Annotated in this window: 23 protein-coding genes and 1 pseudogene; 12 read left to right on the top strand and 12 right to left on the bottom strand. The window is 68.7% G+C overall.

Annotated elements, in window-relative coordinates; translation table 11 throughout:
- Positions 1-75 precede the first annotated feature (75 nt).
- The 5 genes from E0H92_RS13060 to E0H92_RS13040 all read left to right on the top strand — a co-directional run bounded on the left by E0H92_RS13060 (position 76) and on the right by E0H92_RS13040 (position 3,985).
- Entirely contained in the window at positions 76-930 is an 855-nt protein-coding gene (locus tag E0H92_RS13060) for a substrate-binding periplasmic protein (protein WP_131496359.1), read from the top strand.
- The gene (locus E0H92_RS13055) at positions 930-1,676 is read left to right on the top strand and encodes an amino acid ABC transporter permease (protein ID WP_131467550.1); all 747 of its coding nucleotides are present in this window, start codon (positions 930-932) and stop codon (positions 1,674-1,676) included. Before E0H92_RS13060 ends, E0H92_RS13055 begins: the two co-directional genes overlap by 1 nt.
- Positions 1,663-2,400 (top strand): amino acid ABC transporter ATP-binding protein, encoded by a 738-nt coding sequence (locus tag E0H92_RS13050; protein WP_131467551.1) that lies wholly within the window; start codon positions 1,663-1,665, stop codon positions 2,398-2,400. The genes E0H92_RS13055 and E0H92_RS13050 overlap by 14 nt, the downstream gene beginning before the upstream one ends.
- Before the next feature lie 68 nt (positions 2,401-2,468).
- Positions 2,469-3,134 carry a polysaccharide deacetylase family protein gene (locus tag E0H92_RS13045; RefSeq protein WP_238153435.1) on the top strand — a complete coding sequence of 222 codons (666 nt, stop codon included), beginning with the start codon at positions 2,469-2,471 and terminating at the stop codon, positions 3,132-3,134.
- 128 nt (positions 3,135-3,262) lie between these two features.
- Positions 3,263-3,985 (top strand): polysaccharide deacetylase family protein, encoded by a 723-nt coding sequence (locus E0H92_RS13040; RefSeq protein ID WP_238173393.1) that lies wholly within the window; start codon positions 3,263-3,265, stop codon positions 3,983-3,985.
- An 8-nt stretch (positions 3,986-3,993) separates the two neighbouring features.
- Here E0H92_RS13040 and E0H92_RS13035 read toward each other — a convergent pair whose 3' ends face one another.
- Positions 3,994-4,746, bottom strand: coding sequence for an HAD-IIA family hydrolase (locus E0H92_RS13035; RefSeq protein WP_238153450.1), 753 nt, complete (start codon positions 4,744-4,746; stop codon positions 3,994-3,996).
- 107 nt (positions 4,747-4,853) lie between these two features.
- Between E0H92_RS13035 and E0H92_RS13030 the strand changes: the two genes are divergently transcribed.
- The gene (locus tag E0H92_RS13030) at positions 4,854-6,080 is read left to right on the top strand and encodes an MFS transporter (protein ID WP_131496358.1); all 1,227 of its coding nucleotides are present in this window, start codon (positions 4,854-4,856) and stop codon (positions 6,078-6,080) included.
- Here the strand turns inward: E0H92_RS13030 and rpe are convergent.
- Positions 6,045-6,710 carry a ribulose-phosphate 3-epimerase gene (gene rpe, locus E0H92_RS13025; RefSeq protein WP_131467555.1) on the bottom strand — a complete coding sequence of 222 codons (666 nt, stop codon included), beginning with the start codon at positions 6,708-6,710 and terminating at the stop codon, positions 6,045-6,047. The genes E0H92_RS13030 and rpe overlap by 36 nt on opposite strands.
- Positions 6,711-6,763: 53 nt before the next feature.
- Positions 6,764-7,612: an NAD(P)H-binding protein gene (locus E0H92_RS13020; RefSeq protein WP_131496357.1), complete on the bottom strand. Its 849-nt coding sequence runs from the start codon at positions 7,610-7,612 to the stop codon at positions 6,764-6,766.
- Positions 7,613-7,690: 78 nt separating this feature from the next.
- Between E0H92_RS13020 and E0H92_RS13015 the strand changes: the two genes are divergently transcribed.
- On the top strand, positions 7,691-8,443 hold the full coding sequence (locus E0H92_RS13015) for a TetR/AcrR family transcriptional regulator (RefSeq protein WP_238153437.1): 753 nt from the start codon (positions 7,691-7,693) through the stop codon (positions 8,441-8,443).
- Here E0H92_RS13015 and E0H92_RS13010 read toward each other — a convergent pair.
- From E0H92_RS13010 to E0H92_RS12985, 6 genes are all read right to left on the bottom strand, one after another.
- Positions 8,404-9,147, bottom strand: a complete 744-nt coding sequence (locus E0H92_RS13010; protein ID WP_131496356.1) for a cobalt-precorrin-6A reductase — start codon at positions 9,145-9,147, stop codon at positions 8,404-8,406. The two genes, E0H92_RS13015 and E0H92_RS13010, sit on opposite strands and share 40 nt — an antisense overlap.
- A complete protein-coding gene (cobM, locus tag E0H92_RS13005) occupies positions 9,144-9,884 on the bottom strand; it encodes a precorrin-4 C(11)-methyltransferase (protein WP_131496355.1) in 741 nt (246 codons plus the stop codon). The genes E0H92_RS13010 and cobM overlap by 4 nt, the downstream gene beginning before the upstream one ends.
- Complete coding sequence (gene cbiE / locus E0H92_RS13000) at positions 9,881-11,080, bottom strand: precorrin-6y C5,15-methyltransferase (decarboxylating) subunit CbiE (protein ID WP_131496354.1); 1,200 nt, start codon at positions 11,078-11,080, stop codon at positions 9,881-9,883. The genes cobM and cbiE overlap by 4 nt, the downstream gene beginning before the upstream one ends.
- Positions 11,073-11,450 carry a PPOX class F420-dependent oxidoreductase gene (locus E0H92_RS12995; RefSeq protein ID WP_131467560.1) on the bottom strand — a complete coding sequence of 126 codons (378 nt, stop codon included), beginning with the start codon at positions 11,448-11,450 and terminating at the stop codon, positions 11,073-11,075. Before E0H92_RS12995 ends, cbiE begins: the two co-directional genes overlap by 8 nt.
- A gap of 83 nt (positions 11,451-11,533) precedes the next feature.
- Positions 11,534-13,132 carry an ABC transporter permease gene (locus E0H92_RS12990; protein WP_131467561.1) on the bottom strand — a complete coding sequence of 533 codons (1,599 nt, stop codon included), beginning with the start codon at positions 13,130-13,132 and terminating at the stop codon, positions 11,534-11,536.
- Positions 13,129-14,055, bottom strand: coding sequence for an ABC transporter ATP-binding protein (locus tag E0H92_RS12985; RefSeq protein WP_131467562.1), 927 nt, complete (start codon positions 14,053-14,055; stop codon positions 13,129-13,131). The genes E0H92_RS12990 and E0H92_RS12985 overlap by 4 nt, the downstream gene beginning before the upstream one ends.
- Before the next feature lie 97 nt (positions 14,056-14,152).
- On the opposite strand from E0H92_RS12985, the gene E0H92_RS12980 reads away from it, so the two are divergent.
- From E0H92_RS12980 to E0H92_RS12975, 3 genes and pseudogenes are all read left to right on the top strand, one after another.
- The gene (locus tag E0H92_RS12980; protein WP_131467563.1) at positions 14,153-14,656 is read left to right on the top strand and encodes a GbsR/MarR family transcriptional regulator; all 504 of its coding nucleotides are present in this window, start codon (positions 14,153-14,155) and stop codon (positions 14,654-14,656) included.
- A 19-nt stretch (positions 14,657-14,675) separates the two neighbouring features.
- A pseudogene (locus E0H92_RS45750) lies at positions 14,676-14,816 on the top strand (type IV toxin-antitoxin system AbiEi family antitoxin domain-containing protein); the annotation flags it as partial.
- Complete coding sequence (locus E0H92_RS12975) at positions 14,817-15,710, top strand: hypothetical protein (RefSeq protein ID WP_131496353.1); 894 nt, start codon at positions 14,817-14,819, stop codon at positions 15,708-15,710.
- Between the two features lie 624 nt (positions 15,711-16,334).
- Here E0H92_RS12975 and E0H92_RS12970 read toward each other — a convergent pair.
- On the bottom strand, positions 16,335-16,991 hold the full coding sequence (locus E0H92_RS12970) for an NBR1-Ig-like domain-containing protein (protein WP_238153438.1): 657 nt from the start codon (positions 16,989-16,991) through the stop codon (positions 16,335-16,337).
- Between the two features lie 196 nt (positions 16,992-17,187).
- Between E0H92_RS12970 and E0H92_RS12965 the strand changes: the two genes are divergently transcribed.
- Positions 17,188-17,652, top strand: coding sequence for a CHAP domain-containing protein (locus tag E0H92_RS12965; RefSeq protein ID WP_131467566.1), 465 nt, complete (start codon positions 17,188-17,190; stop codon positions 17,650-17,652).
- A gap of 95 nt (positions 17,653-17,747) precedes the next feature.
- A complete protein-coding gene (locus E0H92_RS12960; protein ID WP_131467567.1) occupies positions 17,748-18,440 on the top strand; it encodes an SH3 domain-containing protein in 693 nt (230 codons plus the stop codon).
- Between the two features lie 39 nt (positions 18,441-18,479).
- Here E0H92_RS12960 and E0H92_RS12955 read toward each other — a convergent pair whose 3' ends face one another.
- Positions 18,480-19,229, bottom strand: coding sequence for an alpha/beta fold hydrolase (locus E0H92_RS12955; protein ID WP_131496352.1), 750 nt, complete (start codon positions 19,227-19,229; stop codon positions 18,480-18,482).
- A gap of 28 nt (positions 19,230-19,257) precedes the next feature.
- Entirely contained in the window at positions 19,258-20,307 is a 1,050-nt protein-coding gene (locus E0H92_RS12950; protein ID WP_238153439.1) for a LacI family DNA-binding transcriptional regulator, read from the bottom strand.
- Positions 20,308-20,357 lie beyond the last annotated feature (50 nt).

Below are 20,357 nucleotides of genomic sequence, written 5' to 3'. Positions count from 1 at the left end.
CGCCGCGCGGCTGGTGTTGGCTTGCTCCGGCGGGGCGAACCGTCCTGCCTTCGTTGACGTTGTGAGGAGACAGTTGTGCGCGCGTTCGGCGCTTTTCGGCGGGTTGTCGCAGTGGTCGGGGCCATCACCTTGGCGAGCGCGATGGTTGCCTGTGGCAGCAATCAGGACAAGTCCGCGGCCGGCGGCGAGGATCTGGGGCTGATGTCGGCGGGGACGCTGCGGATCGGAACCCTGACCGACGCGCCGCCGAACGTCTACGTGAAGGACGGGAAGTTCACCGGCTTCGACAACGACCTGATCACCGCGGTCGCGGCCAAGCTGAACCTGAAGCCGGAGTTCGTCGGGACCGACTTCTCCGCGCTGCTCTCGCAGGTGAACGGCGGCCAGTTCGACCTCGGCAGCTCGTCGATCACGGTCACCGAGGCGCGCAAGAAGACGGTTGCGTTCAGCAACGGGTACGACTTCGGCTACCTGGGCCTGAACACCACGAAGACCTCCGGTATCACGTCGTTCGACCAGCTCACGGGCAAGCGGGTCGTGGTCGTCCAGGGCACCGTCCAGGACGACTACGCGACGCAGAAGAACCTGAACCCGGTCCGCGTCCCGAACTACAACGCTGCGCTCGGCCAGCTCAAGGCCGGTACGGCGGACGCCTGGGTGAGCCCGGCGGAGATCGGCGAGAAGATGGCCAAGGAGCAGGGCGGCGGCACGGTGATCCTGGCCGCGAAGGAGCTCAGTGACGCGCCGATGGCGTTCGCGGTGGCGAAGAGCAACGACAAGCTGCGCGAGGCGGTGAACAAGGCGCTCGACGAGGTGATCGCCGACGGCACCTGGACCAAGCTGGTCGAGCAGTACTACCCGGGTCGCGCCGTACCGGCGAACTTCAAGCCGGGCAGCGGATCGGTCAAGTTCACGGCTCCCAAAGCCTGATGGACATCTGGTCCACCCTGAGTGACACCTTCCTCGACTGGGAGTCGATGAAGGCGGTCCTGCCCGAGATGCTGAAGGTAGGACTGGTCAACACTCTGATTCTGGCGGCCGCCTCGGTCGTGCTGGGCACTCTGCTCGGCATGATCGTGGCGGTCCTCGCCTTGTCCAGCAAGCGCTGGCTGCGCTGGCCGGCGAAGATCTACACCGACATCTTCCGCGGCCTGCCCGCGATCCTGACCATCCTGCTGATCGGCCAGGGCCTGTCCCCGATCACCCGGCACTGGTGGGGCCCGAACCCGTACCCGCTCGGCATCCTCGCGCTCTCGCTGATCGCCGCGGCGTACATCGGCGAGATCTTCCGTTCCGGCATCCAGAGCGTGGAGAAAGGCCAACTCGAGGCCGCCCGTGCGCTGGGCTTCAGCTACACGAGCGGGATGCGGCTGGTCGTGATCCCGCAAGGGGTACGGCGGGTGCTCCCGGCGCTGGTGAACCAGTTCATCGCGCTCGTGAAGGAGTCGAGCCTGGTCTACTTCCTGGGCCTGCTGGCGAGCCAGCGCGAACTGTTCCGGATCGGTCAGGATGCGGCCGCGACCAACGGCAACCTGTCCCCGTTGCTGCTCGCGGGCATCTTCTACCTGGTGATCACGGTCCCGCTGACGCATTTGGTGAACCACTTCGACAAGCGCCTGCGCGAAGGACGGCCGAGCGACGTACAGCTGGAGGAGGTGGAGCATGCAACACGTTGAGGCCGCGAGCCTGGAGGTGTCCGGTGTCGAGCTCGCGTTCGGCAGCAACAAGGTGCTGCGCGGCGTCGATCTCGTCGTACCGGCCGGGCAGACCGCGTGTGTGATCGGCCCGTCGGGTTCCGGGAAGTCGACGCTGCTGCGCGCGATCAACCGGCTGCTCGAGCCGGACGCGGGTGATGTGAAGCTCGGCGGCGAGTCGGTACTGCGCGGCGATCCCGACGTACTGCGGCGACGGATCGGCATGGTGTTTCAGCATTTCAACCTGTTCCCGCACAAGAGCGTGCTCGACAACATCACGCTTCCGCTGCGCAAGATCAAGAAGCTCGACGCCGACGCCGCCCAGGCCGCGGCCCGGGCGCAGCTCGAGCTGGTCGGCCTTGCCCACAAGGCCGGCGCGCGGCCCGGGAACCTGTCCGGCGGCCAGCAGCAGCGGGTCGCGATCGCACGGGCGCTGGCGATGCAGCCCGAGGTCATGCTGTTCGACGAGGCCACGTCGGCGCTCGATCCCGAGCTGGTCAAGGGCGTGCTGGCGTTGATGGCAGATCTGGCCGCGGCCGGGATGACGATGGTCGTGGTCACCCACGAGATGGGGTTCGCCCGCGAGGTCGCGGATCAGGTCGCCTTCATGGATCACGGGGTCGTGGTCGAGTCCGGCGTACCCGGGCAGATCTTCGGCACGGCAGAGTCGCCGAGGTTGCGGCAGTTCCTGTCCCAGGTGCTCTGAACCCTGGCGGAATTGGTTGCCTGGGGCCACTATGGGATCAGGGCGACCATAGCTGGGGGATGGTTGTGATGAAGAGACGTTTGGCAGTGCTGATCGCGAGCGTGCTGCTCGGGCTGGTGGCGTTGACCGCGCCACCAGCCACCAGCACGTCGGCGGCGGCGCCGGACCGGGTCAAGTGGGTGTATCTGACTTTCGACGACGGTCCGAGCCCGCGCTACACGGCGCAGATCCTGAAGATTCTTCAGACCTACCGCGTGCGGGCCACGTTCTTCGAGGTCGGGCAGAACGTCAAGCGGTACCCGGCCCTGACCCGGCGCGTCGACCGGCTCGGCCACAGCGTGCAGAACCACTCCTGGTCGCATCCGAACCTCACCAGGGTCAACTGGGCCACCTTCAAGTACCAGGTTCGGACCACCGACCGGTATCTCCGGGCTCAGACCGGCTACACGCCGCGTTGCCTCCGGCCGCCGTACGGCGCGACGAACAGGGCGGTCGCGCAACGGGCCACGATGCTCGGCAAGCGCATCGTCCTCTGGTCCGTCGACCCGCGCGACTGGACCCGGCCAGGGGCGTCGACGATCGCGCGCCGGGTGCTGTCGAAGGTGCGCAGCGGCTCGGTGATCCTGCTCCACGACGGCGGCGGCAACCGCGCCCAGACCGTGGCCGCGCTCCCCACGATCCTCAAGACGCTGAAGGCACGGGGATACGTCTTCTACCCGCTGTGGTGCACGTAGGCGTCCGGTATCCGTGATTCGTTGACATGGAAGCGGCGTGGTCGCTGGCTTTCGCCGAAAGTTTCCTCAGGGTAGGTCGGGTGAGGTAGTGAACCACCCACCGCCCTGGGGGGAACATGGATGTTCGCTTGACGCGCACGGGCAACAGGGTCATCGGTCTGGGGATGATGATGCTGGCCAGCGCGCTGATCGGCACGGTGGTCGTCGCGTCCGCGAAGTCACCGGCCAAACCAGCTATGCCTCCAACCGCCGCGGCTGCACCGGTCACGCCGACCACAACACCGTTACCGACCAAGTACGTCGTACTGACGTTCGACGACGGGCCTGATGTCGAGTACACCCCGAAGGTGCTCGACATCCTCGCGCAGTACGGCGCCAAGGCGACGTTCTTCGAGGTCGGCCAGAACGTCCGGAAGCATCCGCAGCTGACCAAGCGGATCCACGAATCCGGTCACAGCGTGCAGAACCATACCTGGACGCACGCCGACCTCCGCGGCCTCAGTGCGGCCGCGTTCCGGCAGCAGGTGACCTCGACGGATACGGCGATCCGGGCGCAGATCGGCAGTACGCCGGCCTGCCTGCGACCGCCGTACGGCGGGGTGAACGCAACGGTCCGGCAGCGGGCGAAGGCGCTCGGCAAGGACCTCGTGGTGTGGACCGTGGACTCACGGGACTGGACCAAGCCCGGTACGACGGCGATCGTGCAACGCGTGCTGAAGAACGTGCACAGTGGCTCGGTGATCCTGATGCACGACGGCGGCGGCAACCGCACCCAGACCGTGGCGGCACTCCCCACGATCCTCAAGTCCCTCAAGGCCCAGGGCTACGGTTTCCGCACCTTGACCTGTTAGGACAGGTACTAGGACAGGGCGGTCACGAGTGGTACGACGTCGGCGATCGACTGCACCACGCGGGTCGGGCGGTACGGGAAGCGCTCGACCTCGTGCTCACCGGTCGATCCGGACAGCACGAGCACACTCCGCAGGCCGGCCTCGAGACCGCTGATGATGTCGGTGTCCATCCGGTCACCGATCATCACGGTGGTTTCGGAGTGGCCCTCGATCCGGTTCAGCGCGCTGCGCATCATCAGCGGGTTCGGCTTGCCGACGAAGTACGGCGCGACGCCCGTGGCCCGGGTGATCAGCGCGGCCACCGAGCCGGTCGCCGGCAGCGGACCCTCTTGTGACGGGCCGGTCGGGTCCGGGTTGGTCGCGATGAACCGGGCACCTTCGGCGATCAGCCGGATCGCCCTGGTGATGGCCTCGAACGAGTACGTCCGGGTCTCGCCGAGGACGACGTAGTCGGGGTCGCGCTCGGTCAGCACGTACCCGATCTCGTGCAGCGCGGTGGTCAGTCCCGCCTCGCCGATCACGTACGCCGTCCCGCGCGGCCGCTGGTCGTCGAGGAACTGCGCGGTGGCCAGCGCGCTGGTCCAGATCGACCGCTCCGGGATGTCGATGCCCGCGGCAAGCAGCCGGGCGCGAAGGTCACGCGGGGTGAAGATCGAGTTGTTCGTGAGGACCAGGAACTTCTTGCCGGACGCCTGCAGCGCCGCGATGAACTCGCTCGCGCCGGGGATCGCCCGCTCCTCGTGCACCAGCACGCCGTCCATGTCGGTCAGCCAGGTATCCACCGGTTTGTGCTCGCTCACCAGCTCATCGTAGAGGCCTGACCAGCCGGCGCACGGAAACTGTCGGCGGCGGGGGCAAGAATGCGGGCATGGATCTGGCCGGGTACCGCGAATTGTGGCGAGCGCAGGGTGTGATGACGCTGCTGGTGTCTTCGCTGCTCGCCCGGCTGCCCATGCTCGCGACGATGGTGCCGATCGCGTTCCTCGCCAAGGACGCGAGCGGCTCGTTCCGGTGGGCGGGGATTGTCGCCGGCGCCTATTCGGTCGGCGCGGCCGTCGCGGGGCCGCTCTGGTCACGCGCTGCCGACCGTCGCGGGCCTCGTGGCGTGCTGCTGGCGACCGGGATCGCCTGGAGTCTCGCGCTGTTCGCGATCGCGCTCCTGCCGACCGGGCTGCATCGGATGTTGCCGCTGCCGGCCTTGATCGCGGGCGCCCTGGTGCCGCCGGTCATGCAGACCTTGCGGGCCGCGTGGCCGCGCGTTGTGTCGGGCCCGGCGCTGCGGACGGCGTACTCGGTGGATGCGACGGCGCAGGAGCTGTTGTTCATGGTCGGGCCGATGCTCGGGGCAACCGCGGTGAGCGTGGCGAGCCCGCGGGCCGGCGTCCTGCTCGCGGCGGTGATGTCGGCCGTCTTCATCTGGTGGTATGCGCTCCGGCAACCCGAGCCGCTCCCCCGCGACCAGCACACCTCGGTGCCGCTGACCGCGCGGCAGCTGCTGTGGCATCGGCATCGGTTGCCGCTGATCCTCGCGTTCGGCCTCTGGGTGATGTCGTTCAACGGGATCTCGCTGGCGATCGTCGCGTTCGCCGACGACCACGGTCAGCGGCTGATCGCCGGGATCTTGGAGGCCGTCTGGGCGTTCGGCAGCCTGGTCGGCGGCGCTGTCGCGGGCGCGTTGCCCGGGCGGCGTACGTCGTACCTGTGGCGGCGGGCCGCTCTCGTCGCGGCCGGGATGCTGCTGTGCGTGTTCGCGACCTGGTCGTCGGTGTCCCTGGGGATCGCGTTGACGCTGTCGGGGCTGACGCTGGCACCCGCGATCGGTGCGCTGTACGGGCGGCTCGGTTCCTTGACGCCCGATGTCGCGCGGACCGAGGTGTTCGGGTGGATGGGCAGCGCGGCGACCGGCGGCGGGGCGCTCGGGGCCGCGGTGGCCGGCGCGCTGATCGAGAGCTTTGGCGTGCGCTACGTGTGGCTGCTGGCCGCCGTGCTTGCGGCCGTCTCGACGGTGCTGCTGCTGCGGGTCCCGCCTGAGATCGAGCCGGAGCCGACCGGGCCTGACTTACCGGCCGGCGGACTGCTCGGCGAGACCGCGTAGCTGCTCGACCATCGCGTTCGGGTCGTCGGCGGCGTACACCGCCGAGCCGGCCACGAACACGTCGGCGCCCGCCTCGGCGCAGCGTTCGATGGTGTCGGCCGAGACGCCACCGTCGATCTCGATCCACAGATCCAGGCCGTGCTTGTCGAGCAGTTCGCGGGTGCGGCGGATCTTGGGTACGCACACGTCGAGGAACTTCTGGCCGCCGAAGCCTGGCTCGACGGTCATGATCAGGATCATGTCGAGCTCGGACAGCAGGTCCTCGTACGGCTCGATCGGGGTGGCGGGCTTGAGCGCCATCGCGGCGCGCGCGCCCTTGGCCCGGATCTCGCGCGCGGTCCGGATCGGCGCGCGGCAGGCCTCGACGTGGAACGTGACACTCGACGCGCCCGCCTCGACGTACCCGGGCGCCCAGCGGTCCGGGTCCTCGATCATCAGGTGACAGTCGAGCGGCGTGTCGGTCGCCTTGGCCAACGACTCGACCACGGGCATACCGAGGGTCAGATTCGGCACGAAGTGGTTGTCCATCACGTCGACATGCAGCCAGTCCGCGTTCGACACAGCGGCCGCCTCATCGGCCAGCCGCGCGAAGTCGGCGGACAGGATGCTCGGCGCGATCTGAATCCCCATGCCGCCAATCTATCGAGCCCGCCACCACCGCCCATCAGCGCATCCCGACTGCGCTACGCGGTGAGCTCGGTGGCGAGTGCTTCGCGCAGGGTTGTGGCTGGGCGGCCGAGGAGTACCGGGAGTGTGGGGTCGACGACGGCGAACTCGCCTTGCCGGGCGGCCGCGAAGATGCCCAGCGTCAGATCGGCCAGGAACTCCGGCATCCCACGGTCGAGCGCAGCGCGCTTCCACTCCTCGTCCGGCACCGTGACCCGGGTGATCTTCCGTCCGACGAGCTCGGACGCGATCGCGGCGACGTCCGCGTAATCGAACAGGTCCGGCCCGGTCAAAGCCGGCGTGATGCCATCCAGACGACCGGGCTCGGTCAGCGCAAGCGCCGCCGCGTCGGCCAGATCCCGGTGCGCTGTCCAGGAGAACGGCCCGTCCTCCGGCAGGATCAGCTCCCCCGTCTCCAGCGCGGACCGCAGCAGGAACACCGGCGTACTCGCATAGAAACCGTTGCGCAGCGCGGTGAACGGTACGCCGGAGCCGGCCAGATCCTGTTCGGTCGCGGCGTGGCCTCGGGTTGCGACGAACAGCGAGTCCGGGTTCGCCGCTTGGTGGCTCGTGTAGAGGATGCGCTCGGCGCCGGCGGTCTTGGCGAGGTCGATCGCGACGTGGTGCGGCTCCGGGTCGGCCGGGCCCGAGACGATCAGCACCTGCGTGGCGCCTTCGAACGCGTACGCGAGCGAGTCCGGGTCGCCGAAGTCTCCACGGCGTACCCGAACACCGCGGGCGGCGAGGTCCGCGGCCTTCTCCGGGTCGCGCACGCTGACGCCGAGTTGGTCGATCGGGACGTGCTCGGCGAGGCGGTCGACGACGGCACGCCCGAAACGGCCGCTCGCTCCGGTGACGATGATCATGCACAGCTCCTTGTTATCGGCGGATACAGATTGACGCTATCACTGGAAACACACCGAGCCAACCGCTACGGTTGGCGCGTGCAGGAGCCGCAGCCAGACGACACAACAGACGCCCCGACCAGCGATGGCGTCAGTGGGCGGGATCGGATGCGGGCTCAGATCGTCGAGGTCGCCGCGGGGCTGCTCGCGGCCGGTGGGCGGGATGCTGTTTCGACGCGGGCGGTTGCGGCTGCGGCGGGTACGCAGGCGCCGACGATCTACCGGCTGTTCGGCGACAAGGACGGGCTGCTCGCGGCGGTGCTCGAGTACGGGTTCTCGACGTACGTGGCGGACAAGCCACCGCTCGACCCGACGGCGGACCCGGTCACGGACCTCCGCGCGGGATGGGACCTGCACATCGGCTTCGGGCTGGCGAATCCGGCGCTCTTCCTGCTGATGTACGCCGACACGCAGCCGGGCCGGCGCCCCGCGGCAGCCGAGGCCGGACTGGCGATCCTGCGTACCCGAATCCGCAACATCGCGGCCGCCGGACGGCTACGCGTCGACGAGGACCTTGCCGTGGAACTAGTACAGGCAGCCGGCTCAGGCGCCGTACTAGCACTGCTAGCCGTCCCTCAAGCCGACCGCGACCCACGGCTGGCAGACACGATGTTCGACGCCTTGATCACCACCATCACCACCGACGCCGTCCGCGAGTCCGCGGACGACGGGTCGGCGGGCGGGGCGGTGACGGCTGCTAATGCGTTGCGGGCTCGGTTGCCGGAGCTCGAGATGCTGACCGACGGCGAGCGTCACGTACTGGGTGAGTGGCTCGCGCGGATCACCCATTGAGCGGCTTCCACGACCGTCTCAACCACCTCAGCCCCCGCGGGTAAGGGCGGTCGACGGATCAGGATCACTGGGATCGCGAATCGCTGGGCCGCGGTGAGTTTGGCGGCTGTGGCGGGGCCACCGCTGTCCTTCGTGACGAGTACGTCGATGCCGTGGTCGCGGAGAATCGTCTCCTCATCGGCGAGCGTGAAGGGCCCGCGGGCAAGGACCAGAGTGCACCAACTGGGACGAGGTTCGGGCGGATCGACGCACCGGGCGAGCGTCCACAGCCCGGTACCAGCGAACGCATCGAGCCCCTGCCGACCGATCGTCAGAAACGCCCGCGTCCCGAGCCTCGGCAGCAACTCAGCAGCATCAGAGGCGGTGGCGGCCCAATGCCAGTTGTCGTCAGATTCCGCTGCCCAACCTGGCCGCCGAAGCACCAGCAGCGGCACACCAACCTCGCGTGTTGCAGCAAACGCATGAGCAGTCATCGTCGCCGCGAACGGATGCGTCGCGTCGATCACCGCATCGACCGGATGCTGCCGCAACCAGTCCGTAAGCCCATCCACCCCGCCGAACCCACCGACCCGAACCTCACCAACCGGCACCCGCGCATCGGAGGTCCGCCCGGCCAGCGACGACACGACCTCGACCCCGCTCGCAGTCAGGACTCCCGCGAGCTCGCGAGCCTCCCCGGTCCCGCCGAGCAGCAGAACCTTCATCGAGACCGATCAGCCGAGTAGAGATGGCTGTCCCGGAAGGTCGTTGCCGACAGCACCTTTCCGGCGATGATGACGGCGGTACGGCGAACACCCGCGGACTTCACCTGCTCCGCGATATCGGCGAGCGTGCCGCGCAGGACGACCTCGTCGTCACGAGACGCGCGCGCGACGATCGCGACCGGGCAGTCCGCGCCGTAGTTCGGGACGAGTTCCGCGACCACACGCTCGATCTGCTGCACCGCGAGATGCAGAACGATCGTCGCCCGGCTCGCGCCGAGGGTCGCGAGATCCTCACCGGCCGGCATCGCGCTGGCGCTGCCGCCGATCCGGGTCAGGATCACGGTCTGCCCGACCTCGGGGACGGTCAGCTCACGGCCGAGGGTGGCGGCGGCCGCGGCGTACGCCGGTACGCCGGGCGTCACGTCGTACGGGATCTCGAGGGTGTCGAGGCGGCGCATCTGTTCGGCCATCGCGCTGAAGACGGAGGGGTCGCCGGAGTGCAGGCGGGCGACGTCGAGGCCGGCGGCGTGTGCGGTGGCGAGTTCGGTGACGATCTCGTCGAGGGTCAGGTTCGCGGTGTCGACCTTGCGCGCGCCGAGCGGGCAGTGGTCGAGGAGCTCGATCGGTACGAGTGCACCGGCGTACAGACAGACTGGAGACGAGGCGATCAGGTCGCGACCGCGAACGGTGATCAGGTCGGCGGCACCAGGTCCGGCACCGATGAAGTGGACCGTCACTTCGTCACGCTCCAGACGGTGACGGGCATGGCTGGGCGCCAGCCGGTCATGGTGCCGATGGCGGAGGCGCGTTGTACGTCGATGCGGACGAGGTCGCCGCCGACGGCCTTGTACCACTGGGCGATCAGCGACTCGGTCTCCAGTGTGACGCCGTTCGCGACCAGGCGACCGCCGGGGCGGAGCGCGTTCCAGCAGGTGTCGAACATGCCGGCCGCCGTCGCTCCTCCGCCGATGAAGATCGCGTCCGGCGACTCGAGACCGGCGAGCGCTGCCGGGGCCGCACCTTCCACGATCTCTACCGCTGCGCCGAGGGCGGAAACGTTCCGTTCCAGGCGTTTCGCGCGGTCGGGGTCGCGTTCGACTGCGATCGCGCGGCAGGACGGATGGTGCCGGGACCACTCGATCGCGATGCTGCCCGCGCCGCCGCCGATGTCCCAGAGGAGTTGCCCTGGTACGGGTTCGAGGCGGGACAGCGTGACTGCGCGGACCTCGCGTTTGGTCAGTTGGCCGTCGTTCTCGTACGCGTCGTCGGGCAGGCCGGGTGCTGTCGAGAGGACGGGGGCGTCGGGCGGGCAGAGTACGGCGATGACGTTGAGCGGGTCGACTTCGGTGGACCAGTCGGCGGCGGTCGTCGTACGGATGCGTTCGGTGGGGCCGCCGAGCTGTTCGAGGACGGTGAAGGTGCTGGCGCCGTAGCCGCGGGCGATCAGGAGTTGTGCGACCTCGGCGGGGGTTGGGGCGCCTCGGCTGAGGATCAGGACTCGTCGGCCGGGTTGGAGGTGTGGGTGGAGTCGCTCGACTGGGTTGTTCACCAGGCTCACTACTTGCACCTGGTCTTGCGCCCAGCCGAGGCGCGCGCATGCCAGGGAGACGCTCGAGGGCTGCGGGATCACGCGTACGGCGTCGGGGCCGAGGAGGCGGACCAGGGTCGTGCCGATGCCGTGGAAGGTCGGGTCACCGCTCGCCAACACACAGATCCGCTTGCCCCGGTGCTCGTCCAGCAACCGAGGAAGCGCCTCAGACAACGGCGAAGGCCAAGCAATGCGCAAGGCGCCAACAGAGGCGGATGGGATCAGGGCTAGTTGGCGAGGGCTGCCTAGGAGGAGGTCGGCTTGTTGGAGGGCTGTGCGGGCTTCGGGTGAGAGGCCGGTCCAGCCGTCGGGGGCGAGGCCGACGACGGTGATGGGGTCAGGCATTGCCGAGGGCCTTGGTGACGGTGATTTCGATGACCACGCGTTGTGGGTTGACGCGTGGCTCCTTGTAGCGCTTGGCGTAGCGCCGCTCGGCGTCGTGTACCCGTGCCGGGTCGTCGCTGACCACAGCACGCCCTTCGATCGTGCTCCAGCGCCGGCCGTCGACCTGCGTCACCGCGACGGCCGCCTCCCCGAGCCGCCGGATCGCACGAGCCTTGTACGACGTACCGGAGCAAATCACCCGCACCAGCCCGGCCTCGACGTCCAAGGTCGCTCCGACGGGCGTCGCGTGCACCGTCCCGTCCGCCCGGACCGTACTCAGCACACACAGGTGCCGCTCGCTCCAGAACTCAACCAGCTGCTCACTGAACACCCAGCGATCGTAGACAGGCCCGCCCGGTGAGCTACCGGGCGGGCCCGTGAGCGCTGGACCCCTCAGACCAGCGCTGATCGTGGTTAACCGATGTCGCGGCGGCGGAACGTGGCGAAGCCCGCGATCGTGAGCGCCGCCGCGATCCCGGTCAGCCAGAGCACTGGTGTGACGGAGAAGTCACCGCCGGGCAGCCGCGGCGTGTGCCCGTACGGGCTGAGGTTGATCACCGACTGCGGCAGATTGAATACCTCACCGAACTGCCCGATCAGCAGGAACACGCCGTACAGCGCCCATCCCCCGGTCACCAGCTTCGGCGCAAACCCGAACAGGATGACGACAAGCGCCGCCACCAACCAGATAGCCGGCAGCTGTACGGCGGCCGCCGCCAGCATCCGCGGCACCTGGCGCCCCACGTTGCCGAGCGATGCACCGCTAGAGATCCCGGAGCCCAGTCCGGCGACCAGGATCAGCGCTCCGGTGCCCAGCAGCGCCATCAGCACATGACTCGCCAGCCACTGCGCCCGCGACACACCGGTCGCCAGCAACGGCTCGGCCCGCAGCGCGGTCTCCTCCGATCGCAGCCGGAGCGCCGCCTGGATCCCGAACGCCGACGCCAGCAACCCGACCATGCCCATCTCGGTCGCCAGGAAGGCATCGGTGATGCCCTCCACGCCACCGAGCTTCTGCACCATCTCCTTCGCGCTGTCGCTGGTGACGAACCCGTCGACGTTGCTGGCGATGTTCCCGACCAGCAGCCCCAGCAGCAGGAACGCGAAACCCCACGCGTACAGCGAGCCTCGGTGCAGCCGCCACGCCAGAGCGAGCGGCGAACGCAACGACTTGGCCGCCCGGGGCGGTCCGGGACGTGGGGGCACCAGACCGGCGCCTAGGTCGCGCCGCCGGATCAGTGCGGTCGCTGCAGTGACCAGGAGCGCCAGAAACACGAGCGGCACCAGCAGTACAGCCCACCGGTCACCGGCGTACGCACGGACCTGCTGCGACCAGCCGATCGGTGACAGCCACGACACCCACTGCGTGCTGCCGTCTGCGGACGAGTCGCCGATGGCGCGCAGTACGTACGCCACGCCGAGCACTATCGCAGTCAGCCCGTTCGCGGCCCGGGCGCTTTCGCTGACCTGTGAGGTGACCGCCGCGACACCCGCGAACGACAGTCCGGCAGCCGCCCACATCAACCCGAACGCGAACGACCCCTGTGCGTCCAGCCCACTGCCCATCAGCGACAGCGCGGTCAGCAACCCGAGCACGATCACAGTCGCTCCGGACACGATCAGTGCGGACGCCAGAGCGGCGTACCGACCGAGTACGCCGGCACTGAGCAGCTCGAGCCGCCCGGACTCCTCTTCGCTCCTGGTGTGGCGTACGACGAGCATGCCGCCGAGCAACCCGACCAGTAGCGCGCCGAACGCGGTGAGCTTGAACAGCGAGACCTCCCCGAGCGAGGACTCGTCGAAGATGCGCCCGTACAGCGACACGAGCGCGGGTGACGCGTTCGAGGTCTGCGCCGCGTCGACCAACGCCTTGGGGTCGGAGTACAGGTCCATCGTCGCCTTGGCCGAGCCGGCGGCCGTCATCACGAACACGACGATCCAGATCGGGATCAGGATCCGGTCCCGGCGCAGCGCGAGCCGCACCAGCGTCCCGGTACCGACGAAGTCGTTCATCGCACGGCCGCCTCAGAATCAGCAGGAGCCTCAGCGGGTACGTCGTCTTCGTAGTGCCGCAGGAACAGCTCCTCGAGCGTCGGCGGCTGCGCCACGAGGCTCTTGATGCCGCTCGCGGACAGCTGCCGCATCACGGCCTCGAGCTGGGCGGTGTCCACCTCGCAACGGACCCGGTTTCCCTGGACGTCGAGGTCGTGGATCCCAGGCAGTTGCGCGATGCCGTTCGGCGACGCTGCCAGCTCGGCCTGGATCGACGTCCGCGTGAGATGGCGCAGGTCGGCCAGCGTGCCGGTCTCCACCACCTTGCCGCGGCGGATGATGCTGATCCGGTCACACAGGGCCTCGACCTCGGACAGGATGTGGCTCGACAGCAGCACGGTACGGTCGCGCTGGCGTTCCTCCTCGATGCACTGCCGGAACACCTCCTCCATCAGCGGGTCCAGGCCGGAGGTCGGCTCGTCGAGGATCAGGAGCTCCACGTCCGCAGCGAGCGCGGCGACCAGGGCGACCTTCTGCCGGTTGCCCTTGGAGTACGTCCGGCCCTTCTTGGTCGGGTCGAGGTCGAACCGGCGCAGCAGTTCGTCGCGCTTCTTCTCGTCCAGTCCGCCGCGGAGCCGGCCGAGCAGGTCGATCACCTCGCCGCCGGTCAGGTTCGGCCACAGGTTCACGTCACCCGGGACGTACGCCAGCCGGCGGTGCAGCTTCGCGGCGTCGCCCCACGGGTCCCCGCCGAGCAGCGAGACATCACCGGCGTCACCGCGCAGCAGTCCGAGCAAGACGCGGATGGTGGTGGACTTCCCGGCGCCGTTCGGCCCGAGGAAGCCGTGCACCTCACCGGTCGCGACCTCAAGGTCGAGACCGTCGAGGGCGTGCGTACTTCCGTACGACTTGTGCAGTCCAGAGACCACGATGGCTGATGTCATGATTCATAACGTACACTTCATTCAGAAGTTTGTGAATCTTGCTAACACGTTTCTCACACATCAGGTAATCGAGTGACCCAGAGGGGATGATGGGGCGGTGAGTGCACTTCGAGACGACGACGCCGTCCGGCGATACACCGAGCAGTTCGGCAACCTGCTGGCCGAGACCGGCTGGCCACGGATGGCCGCCCGGGTCTTCGCCGCGATCCTGTCCAGCGTGGACGGCCGGATGACCGCCGCCGAACTGTCCGACCAACTGCAGGCGAGCCCCGCCGCGGTCTCCGGAGCGGTCAACTACCTGCTGCAGTTACGCCTGGCAACCCGCGAACGCGAGCCCGGCAGCCGCCGCGATGTGTACGTCGTCCAGGACGACGCCTGGTACCAGACGATGATGAGCGAGGACGCCTCACTGCTGCGCTGGTCCGAATCCCTCCGCAAGGTCCTGGACGCCGCCGGCGACGGCACCGACGCCCACCACCGCATCCGCGTCTCCCTGGCCTTCATCGACTTCATCAGCGAAGAAGTCAAAGGCCTCACCGACCGCTGGGTAAAACGCAAAGCCGAACTGGACGCCGAAATCGCCGCCGAGTACAACCTCTAACCCGCCGTACGCCGGGGGCTTGACAGCTTCTGGTGGCGCTGCACAGGTTATTCCCCGTGGGGGCTGGTTCACTCGGGCGGACGCGGTGGATTGCGGCTACAGCGACAGCGAGCTCCGGCAACGGCTGCGGCGCGGGCAGTGGTCGCGACTGTCTCGTGACGTGTACGTCGAACCGGGCGCCTCGCCCGCGGGTGAGGCCTCCTGGGATCGCACCAAGCGCCTTCACCTCCTGAAGACCCGCGCTGTCATCAACCGCTTGGGCCCCGGTGCGGTGGTGAGTCATCAGTCCGCGGCGATGCTGCACGGATTGCCCACCTGGGGCCTCGACCTGTCGCGTGTCCACGTCACCAAGGCCACCGGTCGCAGGCGGTCCGACTCCATTGCCGACGTACACCGGTCGCACTTCGACCCTGGTGAGCTCACGGTTGTCGACGGTCTGCAGGTGGTCACGGCGGCTCGTGCCGTCGCCGAGACCGCGTGCGCCTCGTCGTACGAGGTCGGAGTCGTGCTGGGCGATGCTGCGCTGCATTCGCGTCTGGTCAGTCCGGAGGCGCTCATGGCGACAGTGGATCGGCACCGCGTGTGGCACGGTTCACCCGCCGCGCGGGCGGCGGCGCGGTTCGCGAACGGGTTGAGCGAATCGGTCGGCGAGTCGCGTCTCCGGGTCCTTTTGGCGAACCACGGGTTCCCGGAACCGGAGTTGCAGGCCGAGATCAGGGACGGGTCCGGGCGGCTGATCGCGCGGGTCGACCTCCTGCTGGAGCGGACCTGCGTCGTGGAGTTCGACGGCGCGATGAAGTACGGGAAGGCCGACGACCTGGTGGCGGAGGCGCGAGGACAACCTCCGCGCACACGGGTTCCAGGTCGTGCGCATCGGCTGGCCGGACCTGGATCAACCCCTCACCACAGCCAACCGAATTCGCCAGGTTTTGCCAGCTGCTGGGGGTGCGCCGACGTGGCGGGGCCGTTGAACAGGTTATTTCCGGCTCTCCTGTCCGATGTGTGGGCGGCGATCAACCCGGTCCGGGATCAGGGAACAGGCAATGGTGGGTAGGCACCTGGCATTGCCTGTCCCGAGTCACCATTGCCTGTTCCCAGTCCCCAGTGCGTGTTCTCGGTGCGTGTCCTCGGTTGCCGCGATCCGTCGGGTGCATCGAGTGGCGGGTTTCGGCGGCGCCCCGCGACGGTAAGTGCTCTCGTCGGAGCGGGTGAGCTGTCTGGTTGGGAAAGAAATTGTCGCGATCTGCAACTTTGTTTCCCCGCTGTTCGGGTTTCGCCCCTGATCCGGGCAGCAGAGCAGAACCCACACCTGCCCACCCACGACTTCCCCCCGGGCACGACTTCCCGGGGGGTACAGAACTCCCCAAACCGGTTTGGGGACGATGACGTGCCGTTGTGGGGCTCCCCGAATTGGTTTGGGGAGCGACAGCGGCGGCGGGGTTTGGGGGGTGCGGGCGGCTCGACAGGTGGAGCGCCGGTGGGGCGCCGTGCGTGCGGGCGTGGTCACGTTCAGGTGCACCACCCAGCCCTTCGACACGTCCTGATGAGAACGCACACTCAGGCGCCCGGAGCCGCGCCGACCACCCACACATCGGTCACAAGAGCCTTATTTCCCCTCCACCGCCACCACTTCCTGTGCACTGCCGTTGGGCGGGCGGGCGCGAGGCACGGCGGAGCGCTAGTCGTAGACGGTGAAGATGGTGCAGTAGAGGGGTGGGGACTCCAGGCCGGGGTAGTACAGGCGGCCTGCTTCGTCGGTGAGTTTGAAGTAGGCGGTGGAGGCTCCTACTTGGCAGGGGGCCTGGAGGGTCATCGAGACCGTGACGATGTCGCCTGGCACGGCGTCGGGGACTGGGGTTCGGGGTGGGGAGCGGAGCCAGCCGGGGGTGCCGGCGGCGCCTTGGCGGGTGAGCCAGCGGTTGTGCCAGGGGCGTTCGCCGCTGTTGCGGAGTTCCCAGGTTTTCTCGAAGACCTGGTCGCGGCACACGCGCGTACCGTCCGGCACCGTCTCGCCGACCAGTTCGGCCCGGTCGTCGGGGTGATGGTCGATCGGTACGGATCCACCGAGTAGGACGGGTTGCACGTGCCGGCGCATGTCCCGTTGTGACATGTCCCGGCCGGCCCGTACGGCGGCGTCGAGTTCCATCAGCTGGTTGACCAGCGCCTGATTCGCTCCGAACGAGTCGTCGTACCACTCGATCAGCTCGCGGCTCGGCTTGGTGTGGCCGCGCTCGACGCGGGACAGATGCCCCTTGTCCCAGCCGGAGTCCGCGGCGGCGCGGGTCAGGGCCACCCCGGCGGCCTCGCGCAGCTCGCGCATGCGAGCTCCGATCACGTACCGAGCCTGGGCTGGGCGCACGGCGCACTCTCCGCTCTCGCCGTCACTTATCTACATAAAGTACCAAATCACAGTGAATCAGCTCCGTTGCCCACTGCGACAATCCGATCACGCTCTGATTGTCTGCACAAAGGAAGTGATTCTCCAAGACAACAGGCTCGTCCATCGCAGTTCAGAGCGAAAGGCAACCACCATGAACCGTTCGTTCGCCACCGCCATCCTGACCGTGCTGGCCCTCGGAACCACAGCCCTCCCCGCCACCGCCGCACCCGCGACCGCCCCCGCACCGATCACCAGCACCGTCCTCGGGCCGCAGTCGCGGGCCGACGACGCGATCGCCTGGTTCGCCGCCCGCAACGGATCCACCGCGTACCAGGGCTACTGCGAGAAGGCCGTCGAGAACGCGTACGGCCGCACCGGTGTCTACGCGTCGGCGATCGCCAACTGGAATGACGCCGTACGCCGAGGCGCCGCGCACCGGGGTGACCTCAACCCGCCGAAGGGTGCGCTCGTGTTCTGGAACATCAGCGCCTACGGCCATGTCGGCGTGGCCACCGGCGACGGCAACTTCTGGGCCACCAGCGTCAACAGCCGGATCGGCAAGGCGCGGCTGCCGTACTTCTCCAACTACCTCGGCTGGGCGCAGCCGAACTTCTGAGGGCCGTCGAGGCGCCGCCCCGCCTCGTTGCCCACTGCGACAACGCCGTCACTTCTTGGTTCCCTGCGAGTACAACTCCAGAAGGGATCACCACCATGCGTACCGCCCTCATGCGCATCACCGCCCGCCTCACCGCCCTCACCCTTCTCAGCGGCGCCGCCCTCGTCGGCGCCGGCGTCCTGCCGGCCAGCGCCGCCACCGGAACCGTGGACACCGACAGCAACACCGGTGTCGCCATCCGGTCCGGTAACGCGACCAGCTTCGGCACGGTCGGCAACCAGCCCGACGGGCCGGTCGAGATCGACTGCCAGATCTACGGCGAGCCGGTGACCGGCAAGTTCGGCCGCAGCCTGATCTGGGACCACATCCCCGGCAAGGGCTTCATCACCGACGCCTACGTCAACACCGGCAGCAGCGGCCTGGTCGCGCCGCTGTGCACGAGCAACCCGCGCGCCGACAAGGCCATCGCCTGGTACGCCGCCCGCAGCGGCTCGACCGCCTACCAGGGACTGTGCGAGATGGCCGCCGAGAACTCGTACGGGAAGACCGGAATCTGGGCCTCTGCGATCGCGGACTGGAACGACGCCGTGGCCCGCGGCGCCGCCCACCGCGGCGATCTGAACCCGCCGAAGGGTGCCCTGGTCTTCTGGAACATCAGCGCCTACGGCCACGTCGGCGTAGCCAAGGGCGACGGCACGTTCTGGGCGACCAGTGTCAGCAATGCGATCGGCACCCGCGCGCTGCCCTACTTCAACAACTACCTCGGTTGGGCCTGGCCGAACTTCTGACCCACCCCTGGACGAGCACCTGGACGCGCGTTCCGCCCCTCACGCGTCCGGGTGCTCGATTCTTTGCTCGATTCTGGCCAGCCAGTCCGACACCAGTGCGCGGTACAGCCCGATCCGCTGCACCGGCATGTCGTGGCCCTCCTGGTCCAGGACGGCGTACGTCGCTCTCGGGTAGTCGTCGAGGATCGGCCAGGCGTCGGCGTACCCGGTCATCGTGTCCTGCCGGCCCGTCACGATCAGCGTCGGGCCTTCGAAGCGCGCGGACGGATCCTCGCGGAGCGAGTAGGTCGCGACGTCGCCCTGGATCCGGCCCAGGAACTCGAGGTCCGCCTGCGCTTCCGCCGGGTCGTAGTAGCGGCGCTGCTTGTCGGTCCAGGCTTCCTGGTACGCCGGGGACTTCACGAGGTACTGCTCCGTCGGCAGCGTCCGCTGGGCGCGATCGACGACGATTCCCGGCACGCGCAGCAACAGACCGAGGACGCGGGCCGGGTCGCGCTTCACGATCCCACGGGCGTGCAGCCCGCCGGCCGACGTACCGGCCAGTGCGAACGGCTCGTCGCCGACCAACTGGTCGACCAGGTCCGCGATCGCCGAGAGCATGCCGTCCTGGTCGGTGATCGACGGTACGGCGGGCGACTGGCCCGTGCCCGGCGGGTCGACGTAGATACGGCGCCATCCGGGACGCTCCTCGAAGACCGGCTCGTGGACGTCGCGGCCTTCGCTTCCCGCACCGCCCCATCCGGGCAGGAACACGATCGGCCGTCCCGCACCGAAGGATTCGTAGTGCATGCGGCGACGCTACTCGCGCGTCCGGCCGTCAGCGAGCGCTTCTCTTGCCAGCAGAATCCGGCGGGCGCTCCCCCGACCCGCGCTCGATCAACGCGCACGGCAGCACGATCCGCTGCGGCGGACGGGTGTCCGTACCGGACGCGCGATCGAGCAGCAGCCGTGCCGCGCTGCGACCGAGCTCGGCGATGTCGGAGGCAACGACCGTGACCGGCGTCGGCAGCATGTCGGCGAGCCGGAAGTCGTCGAACCCCACCACAGCCGGCTCCCGTCCGAGCTCGCCGAGGGCACGCAGCACGCCCTCGGTGAGGAAGTTGGTGGAGGAGAAGATCGCGGTCGGCGGATCGGCCCGCAGCATCACCTCGCGGGTCGCCTTCTCCGCGGCCTCCGCGTTGCCCTCGGGCAGCTGGATGACCAGCGACTCGTCGATCTCGATGCCCGCGGCCCGATGCGCGCGCCGGAACCCGCGCAGCCGGCGCCCGATCGTGTAGTACGACGGGGCGAGGATGATCGCGATCCGCTGATGCCCCTGCTCCAGCAGGTGTTCGGCCGCGATCCGCCCACCGCCCTCGTTGTCGACCATCACGATGTCCGCGTCGATCCCGGTCGCCGGACGGTCGACGAATACGACCGGTACGCCGGCGCCCTGCAGGAACGCGTGATCGCCCTGGTCGGGCACGATCATCAGACCGGCCACCTGCCGGCTGACGAGCTCCTGGATGGCCCGCTTCTCGCCCTCCGGGTCCTCGTCCACACTGCCCAGCACGACCGCGAACCCGGACTGCCCGGCGACCTCGAGCGACGCCTTCGCGATGCTCGCGTAGAACGGGTTCGTCAGGTCACCCAGGACCAGCGCCAGCGACGTCGACTTCTTGCCCGGCCGCAGCGCCCGGGCCACCTCGTTGCGCTGGAACCCGAGCTCGTCGATCGCCGCACGGACTCGCTGCGCGGTCTCGTCACGGACGCCGTGGCCGCCGTTCACCACACGCGACACCGTGCCGAGGCCGACACCGGCCCGCCGGGCGACGTCGATCATCGTCGGCCGGCTGACCTCTGGCTGGCTTGGAAACGTTTCGGGCACGGGGTTGACTTCCTTTTCACGACACGGCATCGTCACCCAACAGTAAGACG

It is taken from the genome of Kribbella speibonae (assembly GCF_004331375.1).
In the GTDB taxonomy this organism is placed as follows: domain Bacteria; phylum Actinomycetota; class Actinomycetes; order Propionibacteriales; family Kribbellaceae; genus Kribbella; species Kribbella sindirgiensis.
This window is presented reverse-complemented; position numbering and strand designations above follow the sequence as displayed.

Excerpts from the sequence above, each read along its gene's own strand:
- E0H92_RS13020 (WP_131496357.1), bottom strand. The coding sequence starts at position 7,612 with ATGATCATCGTCACCGGAGCGAGCGGCCGTTTCGGGCGTGCCGTCGTC.
- E0H92_RS12990 (WP_131467561.1), bottom strand. The coding sequence starts at position 13,132 with ATGAACGACTTCGTCGGTACCGGGACGCTGGTGCGGCTCGCGCTGCGC.
- rpe (WP_131467555.1), bottom strand. The coding sequence starts at position 6,710 with ATGGGGATTCAGATCGCGCCGAGCATCCTGTCCGCCGACTTCGCGCGG.
- E0H92_RS13010 (WP_131496356.1), bottom strand. The coding sequence starts at position 9,147 with ATGAAGGTTCTGCTGCTCGGCGGGACCGGGGAGGCTCGCGAGCTCGCG.
- cbiE (WP_131496354.1), bottom strand. The coding sequence starts at position 11,080 with ATGCCTGACCCCATCACCGTCGTCGGCCTCGCCCCCGACGGCTGGACC.
- E0H92_RS13030 (WP_131496358.1), top strand. The coding sequence starts at position 4,854 with ATGGATCTGGCCGGGTACCGCGAATTGTGGCGAGCGCAGGGTGTGATG.
- E0H92_RS12960 (WP_131467567.1), top strand. The coding sequence starts at position 17,748 with ATGCGTACCGCCCTCATGCGCATCACCGCCCGCCTCACCGCCCTCACC.
- E0H92_RS13035 (WP_238153450.1), bottom strand. The coding sequence starts at position 4,746 with ATGGACGGCGTGCTGGTGCACGAGGAGCGGGCGATCCCCGGCGCGAGC.
- E0H92_RS13055 (WP_131467550.1), top strand. The coding sequence starts at position 930 with ATGGACATCTGGTCCACCCTGAGTGACACCTTCCTCGACTGGGAGTCG.
- E0H92_RS12955 (WP_131496352.1), bottom strand. The coding sequence starts at position 19,229 with ATGCACTACGAATCCTTCGGTGCGGGACGGCCGATCGTGTTCCTGCCC.
- E0H92_RS12965 (WP_131467566.1), top strand. The coding sequence starts at position 17,188 with ATGAACCGTTCGTTCGCCACCGCCATCCTGACCGTGCTGGCCCTCGGA.
- E0H92_RS12985 (WP_131467562.1), bottom strand. The coding sequence starts at position 14,055 with ATGACATCAGCCATCGTGGTCTCTGGACTGCACAAGTCGTACGGAAGT.
- E0H92_RS13050 (WP_131467551.1), top strand. The coding sequence starts at position 1,663 with ATGCAACACGTTGAGGCCGCGAGCCTGGAGGTGTCCGGTGTCGAGCTC.
- E0H92_RS13045 (WP_238153435.1), top strand. The coding sequence starts at position 2,469 with ATGAAGAGACGTTTGGCAGTGCTGATCGCGAGCGTGCTGCTCGGGCTG.